General features: G+C 29.7%; 12 protein-coding genes, 1 tRNA gene and 1 pseudogene. 3 read left to right on the top strand and 11 right to left on the bottom strand.

The window, feature by feature from the left end; genetic code table 11:
* Positions 1-46 precede the first annotated feature (46 nt).
* The 5 genes from OCHUTO_RS00630 to OCHUTO_RS00610 form a co-directional block, all read right to left on the bottom strand.
* On the bottom strand, positions 47-1,285 hold the full coding sequence (locus OCHUTO_RS00630; protein ID WP_045796942.1) for an FAD-dependent monooxygenase: 1,239 nt from the start codon (positions 1,283-1,285) through the stop codon (positions 47-49).
* Between the two features lie 99 nt (positions 1,286-1,384).
* A tRNA-Gln gene (locus OCHUTO_RS00625) sits at positions 1,385-1,459 on the bottom strand.
* Positions 1,460-1,521: 62 nt separating this feature from the next.
* Positions 1,522-2,106, bottom strand: a complete 585-nt coding sequence (locus OCHUTO_RS00620; protein ID WP_045796941.1) for a cell cycle transcriptional regulator TrcR — start codon at positions 2,104-2,106, stop codon at positions 1,522-1,524.
* Positions 2,107-2,200: 94 nt separating this feature from the next.
* The gene (ileS, locus tag OCHUTO_RS00615; protein ID WP_045796940.1) at positions 2,201-5,386 is read right to left on the bottom strand and encodes an isoleucine--tRNA ligase; all 3,186 of its coding nucleotides are present in this window, start codon (positions 5,384-5,386) and stop codon (positions 2,201-2,203) included.
* 16 nt (positions 5,387-5,402) lie between these two features.
* On the bottom strand, positions 5,403-6,008 hold the full coding sequence (locus OCHUTO_RS00610; protein ID WP_045796939.1) for a COQ9 family protein: 606 nt from the start codon (positions 6,006-6,008) through the stop codon (positions 5,403-5,405).
* Between the two features lie 106 nt (positions 6,009-6,114).
* On the opposite strand from OCHUTO_RS00610, the gene rpsU reads away from it, so the two are divergent.
* Positions 6,115-6,321: a 30S ribosomal protein S21 gene (gene rpsU, locus OCHUTO_RS00605; RefSeq protein ID WP_045796938.1), complete on the top strand. Its 207-nt coding sequence runs from the start codon at positions 6,115-6,117 to the stop codon at positions 6,319-6,321.
* Positions 6,322-6,349: 28 nt separating this feature from the next.
* On the opposite strand, the gene OCHUTO_RS00600 is transcribed toward rpsU, so the two are convergent.
* A complete protein-coding gene (locus OCHUTO_RS00600) occupies positions 6,350-6,853 on the bottom strand; it encodes a DNA polymerase III subunit chi (protein ID WP_052694603.1) in 504 nt (167 codons plus the stop codon).
* Between the two features lie 69 nt (positions 6,854-6,922).
* Here OCHUTO_RS00600 and OCHUTO_RS00595 point away from each other — a divergent pair, with 69 nt between their 5' ends.
* On the top strand, positions 6,923-8,107 hold the full coding sequence (locus tag OCHUTO_RS00595) for an MFS transporter (RefSeq protein ID WP_045796937.1): 1,185 nt from the start codon (positions 6,923-6,925) through the stop codon (positions 8,105-8,107).
* A gap of 158 nt (positions 8,108-8,265) precedes the next feature.
* Entirely contained in the window at positions 8,266-8,991 is a 726-nt protein-coding gene (locus OCHUTO_RS00590; RefSeq protein ID WP_084215301.1) for a DUF5394 family protein, read from the top strand.
* Between the two features lie 51 nt (positions 8,992-9,042).
* Here the strand turns inward: OCHUTO_RS00590 and gatB are convergent, their stop codons facing one another.
* The 5 genes and pseudogenes from gatB to ctrA form a co-directional block, all read right to left on the bottom strand.
* A complete protein-coding gene (gene gatB, locus OCHUTO_RS00585) occupies positions 9,043-10,500 on the bottom strand; it encodes an Asp-tRNA(Asn)/Glu-tRNA(Gln) amidotransferase subunit GatB (RefSeq protein WP_045796936.1) in 1,458 nt (485 codons plus the stop codon).
* Positions 10,501-10,502: 2 nt separating this feature from the next.
* Positions 10,503-11,980, bottom strand: a pseudogene (gene gatA, locus OCHUTO_RS00580) (Asp-tRNA(Asn)/Glu-tRNA(Gln) amidotransferase subunit GatA).
* Complete coding sequence (gatC, locus tag OCHUTO_RS00575; protein ID WP_232296892.1) at positions 11,980-12,282, bottom strand: Asp-tRNA(Asn)/Glu-tRNA(Gln) amidotransferase subunit GatC; 303 nt, start codon at positions 12,280-12,282, stop codon at positions 11,980-11,982. Before gatC ends, gatA begins: the two are co-directional and overlap by 1 nt.
* A gap of 93 nt (positions 12,283-12,375) precedes the next feature.
* Positions 12,376-14,073, bottom strand: a complete 1,698-nt coding sequence (locus tag OCHUTO_RS00570; RefSeq protein ID WP_045796957.1) for a ribonuclease J — start codon at positions 14,071-14,073, stop codon at positions 12,376-12,378.
* A 209-nt stretch (positions 14,074-14,282) separates the two neighbouring features.
* On the bottom strand, positions 14,283-15,002 hold the full coding sequence (gene ctrA, locus OCHUTO_RS00565) for a response regulator transcription factor CtrA (protein ID WP_045796935.1): 720 nt from the start codon (positions 15,000-15,002) through the stop codon (positions 14,283-14,285).
* Between the last annotated feature and the right edge of the window lie 117 nt (positions 15,003-15,119).

Below are 15,119 nucleotides of genomic sequence, written 5' to 3'. Positions count from 1 at the left end.
CTTAATCCTATGCACTTTATAATATAACTTACTAAGTGAATGTAACTTAAAAAATATAATTTGCAATATTTATTATTTTAGAACTAATTGAGTAGCTACCCATACCATAGTTCATAATTAGCTTTTTTAATATATCAGATTTATCTAATAGTCCTAAGCTAATTTTACGGGCCGTGGCAAATAAAGGTAAATTATTAGAGAATAATCTATTAAGATTATCAGTTACCAAATACATTATATAATTATCCCAAAACCTGTCTCTTTGATAAAATTTAAATTCATGGCTTGTCATTTCTAGTCCTAATGATCTTCTAGAATATAATATATTGGTAAAACTAGCAATATCCTTAATGCTTTGATTTAACCCTTGACCAGCCAAAGGATGAATAACATGAGCAGTATCTCCAACTAAAACAATATTATTGTAATAATATTGTTTTGCTATTTTTGCTTTTAATGGATATAAGACTGGTGTAGTAATAATTTCAATTCTTCCAAGAGACCAACCAAATTTATCTTGAGCATACTCAGTTAGAGATTTTTTGTTCATTTCATAATATAATGTTGCTGTACTATTCTTTTCAACCCATACTACCGAGGATATATGCTGATCAGCTAAAGGCAAAGTTGCAAATGGACCATTAGGCATAAAATGTTCAACAGCTGTTCCAAAATGAGGTTTTTGATGTCTTACGTTAAATATTATTGCTGATTGTTGATATTCTTTATCAACAAAGTATTTAAAATATTTTTTTCTAGCTAATGAATTATAGCTATCACAAACAATTAGTATTTTACAAACAATGCTAGTAGCATTAGTATTAGAATTATTAGATGTTTTTTTATCAGTTAAATAAATTGTAGTGCTATCACTATCTGAATCTATTGATATATAAGAAGTATTATCAACTATATTAATTAAAGGATGATTTTGAACTAATTCCATTAATTTAGCATATAAGACACTATTTTCAATCATATAGCCAATACTCTCGAATTGAGATTCATTAGCATTTAAATGTACCATCATTGTTGATTTATTATCAACAACATAAACTTCATTAATGTCAGAGATATATGGTTTAATGATACTCCAAATATTGAATTTCTTAAATACTGATTTTGAGTTTTGAGTTAAAGCTGTTGTTCTAGTATCTAAATAGCATATGTTTGCAAAATCTTTTTTTTCAATTATTGTAGATTTAATATTGCAACTAGCTAGACCTAAGGCAGTTATCATACCGTTTAAACCGCAGCCTAATATTATTATTTCCTCTTTCTGCATTTTAGTTGCCTACTTGCAAAATTTTTTAACACTATATATGGTTGAAATGATTGACATGCTTTTAGTCTAGATTAGACTAGAATTTAATTATATTTTTATTGGCTGGGACGGGTGGGATCGAACCACCGCATGACGATACCAAAAACCGTTGCCTTACCGCTTGGCTACGTCCCAATTTATTGTAAAGTAAAATACCATAAATTAATACTGAATGATATATTTTTATTGATTAAATCTCAAATCTCATCTTTATTTATTACAGGATCTAACTTCACTTTGTGCTCTGAAAAGTTTTTTAAAATATTATCTAAGTCAACTTGATTGCATAAACCTAATAATACAGGATCACGAGGATGAAGTTCTTTCATATTCCAATGCGTTTTTTCTCGTATTGCTTTAATAGTAGACTTAGTAGTACCAACTAGCTTAATAATTTGAGAATCTAGAATATCAGGATAGGTTTTTAATAACCAGTATATTGCATCTGGTTTATCATGCCTTCTAGCAATTGGAGTATACCTAGCTCCCTTTGCTGCCTTCCTTTTTTTATTAACGAAATAATTTGTATCATCCTTATTAAGCTGTAATACAGTATTTGGATTATTGCTACATCTATCAATCTCTTCCTGAGTTAACTGATTAGTGAAAATAGGATTTATTGGTTTTATTCCTTGTGCTATTTCATCATTGGCAATGCTCTTAATTTCCAATTCATGCATGCCACAAAAATCTGCAATTTGCTTAAATGTTAAAGTTGTATTATCAATTAGCCAAATTGCAGTAGCGATTGGCATTATAGGTTTTTTTTTATTTTGATCCATAAAAATTTATAACTTAAACCGTTTGCATTTCCAATTCAGGCATAAGGAATATTCCTAGTGATGGTACATTTTTTCCTAATGAATGTCAATTATTTTAACTTGCTTTAGCTATTTTAATAGTTACAGTATCACTACCTATTTGATCAGAATAAACATAACTTGGAATACTGACAGTACAAATACTAGATAAAGTTTGTTGAGTAATAATTGATTTGCACTGAGATATAGCACTATCAATTTTTGTGCCAGTACTATTAATTTCTAAATAAATATTATCAGAGATATGAAATTGAGCAGCTTTTCTAGCTTGCTGAATTAACCTAATTAAATCACGAGCAATACCTTCAAGGTATAATTCATTAGTAATATTGAGATTTAAAATAATTATTCCATCATTGCCAATAGATTTAGCTCCGTTACTTATTTTTGGTTCAGCTACTAGTGAATATTCTCCCGGTAGTAGATCTACATTACCTAATCTAATTGTTCCATTGCTTTGCTTACACCACTTACCAGTTTTATTAGCTTGTATTACTGATTTGATTTGTTCAGGTATTCTTTTACCTAAAAGATGGAAGTTTAATACTAACTTAAAATTAATATAATCACTAGTATTCTCATAATATAAAACATTTTTAACATTAACTTCTTCTTTAATTAAATAATCAAATTGTTGAAACTGATTAGCCATTGAATGCACTATTGATAAAGATTGTAAAGGTTGGCGTGTTCTAATATTCTCTGTATTTCTAATATAAAGAGCAGAACTGCATATGATAATAATTTGATCCATTATACTTACCAAATCATTATTAACCTCTATATTATCAACATTTGGAAATTCTACTAAGTGTACACTTGATGAACCATCCCTTTTATTACCACATAGGCCTAAATATATTTCCTCACAAAGCATAGGTAAAAAAGAAGCAGCAGCCCTAACTATATAGCTCAAACAAGTATATAAAACATTATAAGCTAACTTTTTATCATCGTCTTTCTCATTTTTCCAAAATCTTTGTCTACTGCGACGAATATACCAATTATTCATAACTTCAATAAAATTACTAAAAACAGAACAAGCAGTTGAGCTGTTAAATGTTGCTAAAGCTTGATCTATTTCTTGTACAGCAATCTTTAGTTTTGATAGAATAAACTTATCAAGCACATTTTCTGAGTAGGTAATATATTCTCCTTGTATATTATCTGCATTAGCGTATATAGAAAAGAAATGATAAGCATTCCATAAAGGCTTTAAGTGCAATCTGACACTATCAAATACTATTTCATTATCAATTAGTAACTCTTGTCCTCGAGTTACTGCAGATGACAGCATGGCAAACCTTAATGCATCAGCTCCATATTTATTAAATAATTCCAGAGGATCAACATAATTGTTAAGTCGTTTTGATAATTTTTGTCTGTTTTCATCTAAAATAACTCCATGGCATATACAATTTAAAAATGGTACGCGATCAAACAATGCTGTTGATAAAACCAAAAGAGTATAAAACCATCCACGAGTTTGAGCAGCATATTCTACAATAAAATCAGAAGGAAAGTGACATTCAAACCATTCTTTATTTTCAAATGGATAATGCACCTGAGCATAAGGCATTGAACCACTTTCAAACCAACAATCAAAAACATCTTCAACTCGTTTCATAATTGATTGTCCTGTTGGATCATCTGGATTTAATCTAGTAAGTTGATCTATGAATGGACGATGCAAATTATCAATTTTAATTCCAAAATCCTTTTCTAATTCAGCAATTGACCCATAAACATCAATTCTAGGATAATCAGGATTGCTAGAAATCCAGATTGGAATAGGAGTTCCCCAAAATCTATTGCGACTTATTGCCCAATCTCGAGCATTTTTTATCCATTTGCCAAATAACCCATCCTTGACATGCTCAGGAATCCAATTAATTTGTTGATTTAATTGCCACATTCTTTCCTTAAATGCACTAACTTTTACATACCAAGAAGATACAGCTTTATATATTAGTGGTGTATCTGTACGCCAACAATGAGGATAGTTATGTGCATATTGTTCAGTTTTAATCCAATTACCTTGAGCCTTGAGATAGTTAATAATATTCTCATTTGCTTCAAATACTTGCATACCAAAGAAGTCACTAATTTCTTTGGTAAATCTACCTGCATTATCTACTGGACAGACTAACTCAATATTGTGTTGTTGACATAATATTTGATCATCTTCTCCAAATCCGGGAGCCATATGTACTATTCCAGTACCACCTTCTTCTATGACAAAATCTCCGCATAAAATCTTAAATGCGTTGGGCTTGTTTGCAAAATAGTTGAATAAAGGCTGATAATAAATGCCTTCAAGTTCTTTGCCTTTAAAAGATAAATATGCATTTTGTTTCTCTGAAGTTAAATTCAGGTGCTTTACATAGTTTTTTAAAGCGAATTTTCCTAATATATAGCATATATTTTGTGATGGTACTGCTATATAATCAATTTCTTTTCCTACTGCAATTGCAAGATTTGCGGGCAAAGTCCATGGAGTTGTTGTCCAAGCTAATAATCTGTATTCTTGAAATCCTGAAGGTGCAGATTTTGGCTTTTGATGTAAAATAAAACTGACTGTTACAGCTTTATCATTTCGTTTGCGGTATGAATTATCTAGCTTAGTCTCAAAGTTTGATAAAGCTGTTTCGCAAGCCCAAGAGTAGGGTATAACTCGCATAGATTGATAAATTAGTCCTTTATTATATAATTGCTTAAAGGCCCATAAGACTGACTCCATAAAACTCAAATCCATTGTCTTATAGGAATTATCAAAATCTACCCATCTTGCTTGACGTTGCACATATTGTTGCCAATCGTTGGTATGCTTCATTACTGATGAGCGGCAATACTCATTAAACTTATCAATACCAAAATTAGTAACTGCTATACGGCCAGAAATGCCAAGTTCTTTCTCTGCAGCCATTTCTGCTGGTAATCCGTGACAATCCCAACCAAATCTTCTTTCAACTCTTTTTCCTTTAGCAGTTTGATACCTAGCGTAGGTATCTTTAATAAATCCAGTAAGCAAGTGCCCATAATGAGGTAATCCATTAGCAAATGGAGGTCCATCATAGAAAACAAATTCGTTACTTTTTTTGCCTAATTTAGCTACATGCCAATCAACAGATTTAGTGAAAATATTATACTTTTGCCAATAATATAAAATTTCTTTTTCTATAGTTGGTAAAGAGAGTGATGCATCTACTTCAGGATAATATTTTTTATGCAGATTGGCCATTTTTTAGACTTTAAAATTAAAGAAAAAATCTTACTATAGGTATGTCATCTAATTTTTTAGACTTAATTTTCTGCTTTAGTTTAGCGGCGTTTAGAATTTTTTCAATAATTTTAGTAATAAAATAATCTGTTTTATGATAATTATCTGAACTATCTTTAATATAGTATGCAATGCTAGGTAGGTATGCTGCCATTAGTAAAGCACGTTTAGTATAATAGTTAAAATCTGTTGAGCGATCATTAGCATAGCACCATATTTTATTACAACTAGCCCAACTATTTGTTATTGCCGTAGAATAATTATTTGGCATAGCATAAAAAAAACATAATTTTAATGCAACTGCTTGTGGTACTAATTTTATTCGATATTGTAAAGCTGTAATAACTTTATGATGAGTTTTAATTGGGGGTTGAATTAAACTTAGTTGATTTATCATTAGCTGGTCAAAAAATCGTTCTAAGTCATACGATGCTTCCTTTATTCCATTAGGAAATATTATTTCCCAATAATTACTAGGTAAACCAGCATTTTGGGATGCTAGAGATAATGTTTCTATATTAAAGCCTTGCCCTGGAATTATATTAATTAATTGTTCTAAAATTGATGTTTTTTCCCTATCCATTTTAGTAGCTAATTTATTTGCAATTATTGACTTTGACAGATTTTAATATATATTTAAAATTTAAATAATACAATTTAAATTATTATTCTTGTAAGGAGCAGCAATTGTGATTTATGTGCCAGTTAATGCCAATAATAGTGAATTAGCTATTAGAAGTCTTAAAAAAAAAATGCAGAGGGAGCTTGTTTTTCGTGCAATGAAAATGTCTCGCTTTTATGAGCCTCCTTCAGTAAAAAAAGTCAGAAAACAACAGGAATCAGAACGTAGACACAGAAAGGAGAGGGCAATGAAGCGTAGAATGATGGAAGAATAACGAACAAATAGTGTTTTTAAAAAGCATATTAGGTATCTAAAATATTAATTTCATTAGCAGTTAATAGTTGCCAATGCAGGTTTTTATACTGTTTTCTTTGTTTAAAATAATTTGGTGAATATCCATCTTGCTTAAGTTTATGATAATAATTATTCATATAGTTTATTAATGCATAGTCATCTTTAAAAATTATTAGTATTCTTTCAAATTGTTGAAAATAATTCATATTATTTTCATGATTGGTGTTACATGATATTACCAGTGCTAGTATCTTAGCTTGATTAGGATTTTCATAACTAGTTGTAATATATATCGGTTGGCTATCTGGTTCAGGGTCTGTGCTACAACCGTGAGGAATAAATGATATAGAACTAAAAGACCATAAAGCATTATTTATTACTTCTTCCATATTTTTATCATCTAATAATGCTATAGTTTTCAAAGAATTTGAATAACACTTTTCCAGTAACTTACAAATAGTTTGGTTCAACAATTCAGTTAAAGTACAATAAAAACTTATGCTCTTAATCATTATTTATACTAGTTAAAAAAGATATTATATTCAAAATTATAAAAATATAAAGTTTTATAAGGTTATTGCGTGAAATTATTGATCTTATTTGGTAATGCTTTAGATCATTATAGTACAGCTTTATATATTTTCTTTGCTCCATATTTAGTGAGTAATTTTTTTGACTTTAAGAATGAAGTTATTGCTTTAATTGTAATTTATAGCTTATTCTCATTCTGTAATATTATTACTAGGCCGGCAGGTGCGTATTTTTTTGGATGGTTAGCTAATATTATCGATTCCAGACAAGTGCTACTAATTACGTTGGGAGGAGTTGGGTTTTCAACCTGTATTGTAGCTACTATTCCAAGTTATGAATCTATTGGAATAGTAGCTACAATTCTTCTAACTCTAGCTAAGATATTACAAGGGTTTTGCGCTGCTGGAGAAGTCAGTATATCATCAGTACTTATATTTAATACAGTTAAAGAGAAAGAATTTATTAAAGCAAATAGTTATTACCAGTGTTCAACTATGATAGGTATAATACTAGCTTCTACTGTTGCTACTATATTTAATAATTGGCGGTACGCTTTTGCTTTAGGATCACTGATAGGAATTATTGGATTATATTTTAGGCTAAGAATAATATCTTTAAATAATTTATATATTTCTGATACTAAAGAAATGATTTCCTTCACTAGATTTAATAAATTTTTCTTGTTACTGCAAGTTTCTTGTTTACATGGTTTAAGTTATATTACTTATGCTGTTCCATTTGTCCTGTTAGATAATATTATACCTTTAATAAGTAATATTTCTCGTGTAAAAATGCTTACATATAGCAATATACTTATGTATTTTGATACTGCTATGATAGTAGTTATAGGTTATATAATTAAAATTCATAATTATAAAATATGGATGCTATTATCTGTAATAATATTATCAGTAACAATGATACCATGCTTTATTTATTTGCCTGATTTAGCTTTACCAGTAATTTTTTTAATAAAATGTTGGATAATATTTTGGGGAGTAATTTTTTCCACATTATTAAATGTATTGCTAGTACAGCAAGTTAAAGATAATAAATATTTATTTATAGGAACTGGATATACTATTGGCTGTGAATTCTGGGGTCGTAGCTGTGTTCCAATATGCTTAGCACTATGGAAATACTTTGATAATAATCTTATTGCTCCAGCAATTTATATAACAGTAGTATGTATTTGTACATTTTCTTTCTTATTATACAGAATTACAAAAATCTAACTTCCTTCTTTCTTTAGCTCATTTTCCATAATATTAATTATAGAACTTTAATATTAATGCCCTTTTTACGTTATTTTTGCTAGAAAACTAATTAAATACACAAACTTAATTAAATAATTATGATATAATAAAATACCAATTTTATTTAATTATATAATATGATCAACAGAGACATTACTGATGAAAATACTACAACTGATGAAAATACTACAACTGATGAAAATGCTAAAACAAATGATGATGAAGATACTAAGAATGAAGATACTAAGAATTCAGAAAAAAAAGCAGTTTCTAGTTCTGATATATTAGTCAATGAATTTTATCAGAAATTAAAAAATAATGCTGAGTTTGAAGCTGAACTTGATGCATTAATTAGCAGTTTTGAAACTGATCAAGATGTATCTAAGCTGCAAACAAAAATTATATTATTAATTAAAAAACTATTGCTTAGTAATTCTTCAGGCTCTTCTTCTATAGAAGTAACTCAAGAAATAGAACAGCAAATCACTAAGCAAATTGCTAAAATAAGTAAAGAATTAATATATAAACGCACAAGAAACTTAGCAGAAGAAAATCAAGATTTAGTGCAAGAAAAAGACAATCTGGAATATATTACTAACTCATCTAGAGCAGAATTGAAGAAAAATTTAAAAAGATTTGCAATATATGAAGTTTATAAATTGCTTAACCCACGGCGAATTGCTGGAGAAACTAATCTAAGTAATTTTATTCATAATTTAATAGTCGGTGGTGCAAAATATGCACTTAAATATGGTGGAGGTAATAAAACAGATATTAATTATTATAATAATAAATTACAGGCAATGAAATCTCATAATAGATCTATTAATAACAGGTGTAATAATAAAGGAAGAAATATATAAAAAAATTCCACAGGAAAAGGATCATTTTATATGATGCATTTATCTCCTTTTTTATTGATTATTTAATTTATTATGCAATATTTTGTTTACAAGTATAGGATTAGCATTGCCAGCTGTTGCTTTCATAACCTGTCCAACAAAGAAGCCAAATAGCCTATCTTTACCACTTTTATAAGATATAACTGATTGATAATTATCTTTCAGTATATTATCAATAATATCTGCAATTTGATTATAATCTGAAATTTGCTGTATATTTTTTTTTTGTATAATTATTTTTGGACTATGTCCAGTATCAAACATTTCCTTTAAAATAGTTTTTGCAATTTTGCTTGATATTGATTCAGAGCTAATTAATTGCATTAACTCTGAAAAGTGATGAGCAGTAATTTTACATTCGGAAATAGTAATTCTATCCTTATTCATTAGTCCAAACAATTCACTTAATATCCAGTTTGCAGTTAATATAGGATTGGCAGTTTTAATAACCTCTTCGAAAAAGTAAGCAATATCCTTATCAGCTGCTAAAACTCTAGCAGCGTAATCATTAAGCTTAATTTCATTAATATACCTTGTAATTTTAGCATCTGGCAATTCAGGCAAACTACTAGCAATCTCATCAACTAAAGATTGGTCTAATATTATTGGTGGCAGGTCTGGATCAGGAAAATACCTATAATCAGTAGCATTCTCTTTAGACCTCATTGGGCATGTTTTGCCTAGAGTAGCATCAAATAGAAGACTTTCCTGCTTAATTACTCCTCCAGATTCTAATATCTTAACTTGCCTTTGGCCTTCAAATTCTAGAGCTCTAACAATTGACTTAATTGAATTAAGATTTTTTATTTCACATTTAATTCCTAATTCTCCATTTGGCTTCCGTACTGATATATTAGCATCACATCTTAACGATCCTTTTTCCATATCCCCGCTACAACTATCCAGATATCTTAATATTGCTCTAAGTTTTTTTATATACTCTGCTGCTTGGGCAGGCGAAGAAATATCATGTTCAGATACTATTTCCATCAATCCTATACCACTGCGATTAAGATCTATATAGCTATAAGTATCTGATTGATCATGAGTGCTTTTTCCTGTATCTTGTTCAAGATGCAACCTATTAATTTTGATACGCTTAATATTATTGTTTTCATCAAATATTTCTACCCAACCACCTTGAGCAATTGGATGAAAAAATTGCGAAATTTGATAACCTGCTGGTAAATCAGCATAAAAATAGTTTTTGCGGTCAAAACTAGATAACTTATTTATTTTAGCATTAATTCCTAGAGCAGTTTTTATAGCTTGAAGTACACAGAATTTATTCAATACTGGTAAGGCTCCTGGCATAGCAGCATCTAGCAATTCTACTTGTGAATTCGGCAAATTGCCAAACTCAGTTGAAGCGCTAGAAAATAGCTTGGAACTAGATTTTATTTGAGCATGAATTTCAAGTCCTATAACATACTCCCACTTTCCAGTTGTTTTGCCTTCTATAAAACTCATGTTTAAAAACCTTTTGGAATAAATTTTAGATTTAATGCCTTTTCAATAGCTGATGATACTTTAATAACATTGTACTCATCTAAGCGAGAGCCAATAACTTGCATCCCCAATGGTAATTTATTAGCTGAAAAACCAGCTGGTATTGAAATACATGGTAGCCCAGCTAAACTAGCTGGTATTGTTAATATATCATTTAAATACATAGTAACTGGATCATCTTGGTTATAGTCTAGTGGAAATGCTGCAGTAGGTACAGATGGAATTAATATACAGTCTACCTTACTAAAACTATTTGTAAAATCATTAACTATTAACCGTCTTACTTGCTGAGCTTTAATATAATATGAATTTATATTTGTTGATGCAAGAGCATAAGTTCCCATCATAATTCTTCTTTTTACCTCAGCTCCAAACCCTTCTGATCTAGAAAGTTCATAGATTTCATTAATATTTGAGTTATTTTCTTCAACTCTTAAACCATATCTGACCCCATCATATCTTGCTAAATTTGATGATGCTTCAGCAGAAGAAAGAACATAATATACTGGTAATGCATAATTAATATGAGGTAAGCTTATAGATGTAATTTCAGCACCATGATCCTTTAATAAATCTATAGTGTTCTGCCACATTGCAGTAACTTCACTATTTAAGTTACTATTTTCCATCAAACATAAGGTATACCAATTTTCATGCCTTTAATATGCTGGTTAATAGCTGATTGCAAGTTAGGAACTTCGCTGTTTAAACTTGTTGAATCCTTTTCATCATAACCCATCATAGTCTCTAGCATAATTGCTGCATCTTCAACTGTACGAGTTATTATTCCAGCTTGATCCAACGAGCATGAAAATGCAATCATCCCCCATCTTGAACATCTCCCATAACTTGGTTTCATACCAACAGTTCCAGTATAAGATGCAGGTTGCCTTACTGATCCTCCAGTATCACTACCTAAGGCTGCCATTGCCATAAATGCTGAAACAGCAGCTGATGAGCCTCCTGAAGATCCACCAGGGGTTAAATCTGCATCATCATTTTCAGCCTTCCATGGATTAATTACTTTACCAAAATAGCTGCTAATATTTGCTGAACCCATAGCAAACTCATCCATATTACCTTTTCCTAACATAATACCTCCAGCATTTATGATTTTGCTGTACACTGTAGAATCATAAAAAGGTATAAAATTATGTAGCATTCTTGATGCAGCAGTAGTTAATATTCCATTAGTGCAAAAGAGATCTTTAATAGAAAGTGGAATACCTTCAATTGGACGGGCCTGATTACTTTGAATTAAAGTATCAGCTTTTTTGGCTGATTGTAGAGCAAGCTCTGGAGTTTCAGTAATATAAGCGTTAATATACCTATATTTATCCATTTGATTGATATGTGCTAGTACTAATTCAGTAGCAGAAAATTCCTTAGTTTTCAGTCCATTAATTGCTTGAGAAATTGTTAACTTTACTAGATTAGTCATTATTCTATTATTTTAGGTACAACAAAATATTTTGTATCTTTAGCTATATTCGCTGATGACTGCGGTACATTAGACAATAACTGATCTGTTGTAATATATTGCTTAACTTGATCCGGACGCATTCTATTACTTTTCTCAAAGCACCACATAGGGGCAACTGCTGTACAGTCAATTTTTTCTAATTCCCCCATCATATCTACTATATTAGACAGTTGCTTAACCATATGACTTAGTTCTTGCTCATTAAATCTTAACTTACAATAGCTAGCAATTAACTGCACTTCATTTGTTGAAATCATCATTGAATTATACTAATTAATATAGAATAGCGGTAAATATAACTGAATAATATTGCTAAGTCAATGTTAGAGCTTAGCAATTATAAATTAATTGCATTAACTTCTTTGTAATTTTTTAATATTAACAATGATTATTGGATTCTTATTAACTTCTTGTTTTATAATGCGCCTTATACAGTTTTTTGTAACTTCTTGAATTTTATCTAGTTTAATTGATCTTTTTTTAGAACTATTATTAATAGATAATATTTGGTGAAGTTCTTGCTTAATTAATATTACAATAGAGTAGTCAGAATCATGCTCATCTTTAGGATTAGGATCTAAAAGACCAGGAAATGACAATATTGGCTCCATAGCTAAGACATTTCTATGATTGAAAATTAAAGTAGCAATAACAATGCCATTTTCTTGCATTCTTCTACGCTTATAAAAAATATCTGAAGTTGTTGGAAGTATATAATTGCCATCTATTGCCAAATATTGCACTTTTATTGTACCTAAAATTTTAGGTGCATCTAAGCCAATTTGTAGAACAGAACCATTTTCTAATTCAACAACATGCTTAATTCCACAACTTTTGGCTAGATTAGCATGTGCATGTATATGCATTGGCTCACCATGCACTGGTATACACATCTTTGGCTGAGATAGTTTATACATAGTCTTTAGCTCTTCAATTGCTGGATGCCCAGATACATGTACAAAATTATCTTTTTCAGTAATAACTGTAACTTGTGCTCTAGTAAGATGATTAAATAGCTTATATATTCTTTTTTCATTACCTGGAATAATCTTAGACGAAAAAATAACAGTATCTTTAGGTTGTAACTTAATATATTGATGATTTCCTGTCACTATCTTATTAACTGCTGCTAAAGGCTCCCCCTGGCAACCTGTTGAAATAATCATTAACTTTTCACGTGGATATTTATTAAATTCTTTGATGTCTAACAATTGTTCATTAACATCATTTAAATAGCCACTATCTCGTGCAGCATGCATCATGCGTACTAAACTTTTTCCAGCAAGAATAACTTTACGGCCAGAATGTTTGGCAGCTACAATCAATGACTGCAATCTAGCTAAATTAGAAGCAAATGTTGTAGTAATTATTAATCCAGAAGCATTATAAATAATGTCAATTAAGCTTTTTTGCAAATCACCTTCAGAACCTGAAAACCCACTATAAAACACATTAGTGGAGTCACATACTAGAGCAGTTATTCCTTCATCTCCATATTTCTGCAACAAAGTTTTATCAGTTTTTTTTCCTATAATAGGATCATCATCAAATTTCCAATCTCCGGTATGCAAAATAGTACCAGCATCAGTTCTAATCATTAATGCTTGCATTTCTGGAGCTGAATGAGTTAGAGTTAACATCTCAATTGAAAATGGTCCAATATTAAACTTATGACCAGGGGTAATTGTATTAATAACAAACTTACAGTTTGGATCATATTCTTTCAATCTAAGAGTTAAAAAATTAGCTGTAAAATTAGTAGCATAAATAGGACAATCTAAGTCCTGAAGAAGATATTGAACTCCCCCTAAATGGTCTTCATGAGCATGGGTTAGTATCAATCCAGATAATTTTTTACCACTAGCTTTAATGAAGCTAAGATCTGTTATTAGCATGTTAGCACCAGGGGTAAAATCACTTGGAAATCCTGCTCCGCAATCTATCATTATAAATTCTCCTTGATAATGATAAATGTTCACATTCATTCCTATTTCATTACATCCACCAACTGGAATAAATACTAATTTATCTACCGGAATTAATGAATTCATCGATTCATGTTTGCTTTGATCTAAATTATTTGACATTATAGAATTTAAGTTTATTAAACGAACAATTAGACAGTATATAGCTTTTTAAAATTAATTAATAAAATTTATTATTAATTTTAAATTGAGAATAAATACTTATATTATATAGCAATACTTAAGAAGTGTGCTATACAATAAACTAAATAGAATTTATTATAATTATATTGATGCTAATTTAAAGCATAATTATCATCAGTTTTTAACTCTGCAAATATATATCCCCTTCCCCATACTGTCTCAATGAAATTAATACCATTAGATGCTTTTTCAAGCTTACGACGCAACTTACATATGAAAACATCAATAATTTTAATTTCCGGTTCATCTATACCACTATAAAGATGGCTCAAAAATACCTCTTTAGTTAAAACAGTACCCCTTTTAATTGCTAAAAGCTCAAGTATCTTGTATTCTTTATTAGTTAAATGTATAGGAATATTTTTTTGTTTCTCTTTATTAAAAACAGACACAGATCTTGTATCTAAATTTATTGATAATGGCCCTACTCTAATTACTGCTTCTGAGTGCCCTTTTGATCTACGTATAATAGCTTTCACCCTAGCAGCTAATTCATCAGAATCAAAAGGCTTTGTTATATAATCATCAGCTCCAAATGATAAACCTTTAATTTTATTATCAATAGCTGATAGACCAGATAGAATCAAAACAGGAGTTTGTATTTTTTGTGATCTTAAGCTTAACAAAACTTCATACCCATTTATATCTGGTAGCATTAAATCTAATATAATAAGAGAGTATTCATATAGTTTTGAGATCTCAATCCCATCTTTACCTAAATGAGCTTTATCAGCAATTATACCTTCATTTGCTAAAGATAACTCAATGGATGATGCCTGCGCTGGATCATCTTCAATTAATAGTACACGCATTTATTTTGCCTCATAAGTGCTATTATAACACAATTATAACAATTAATTGTCGTATGATCTCATGAACTTATCACAAAAGCAAGATATTTTTTATAAAAAAATAAAGAATTACATTTT

The organism is Orientia chuto str. Dubai (assembly GCF_000964595.1).
In the GTDB taxonomy this organism is placed as follows: domain Bacteria; phylum Pseudomonadota; class Alphaproteobacteria; order Rickettsiales; family Rickettsiaceae; genus Orientia; species Orientia mediorientalis.
The sequence above is the reverse complement of the archived record's forward strand: the minus strand, read 5'-3'. Positions and strand labels throughout refer to the sequence as shown.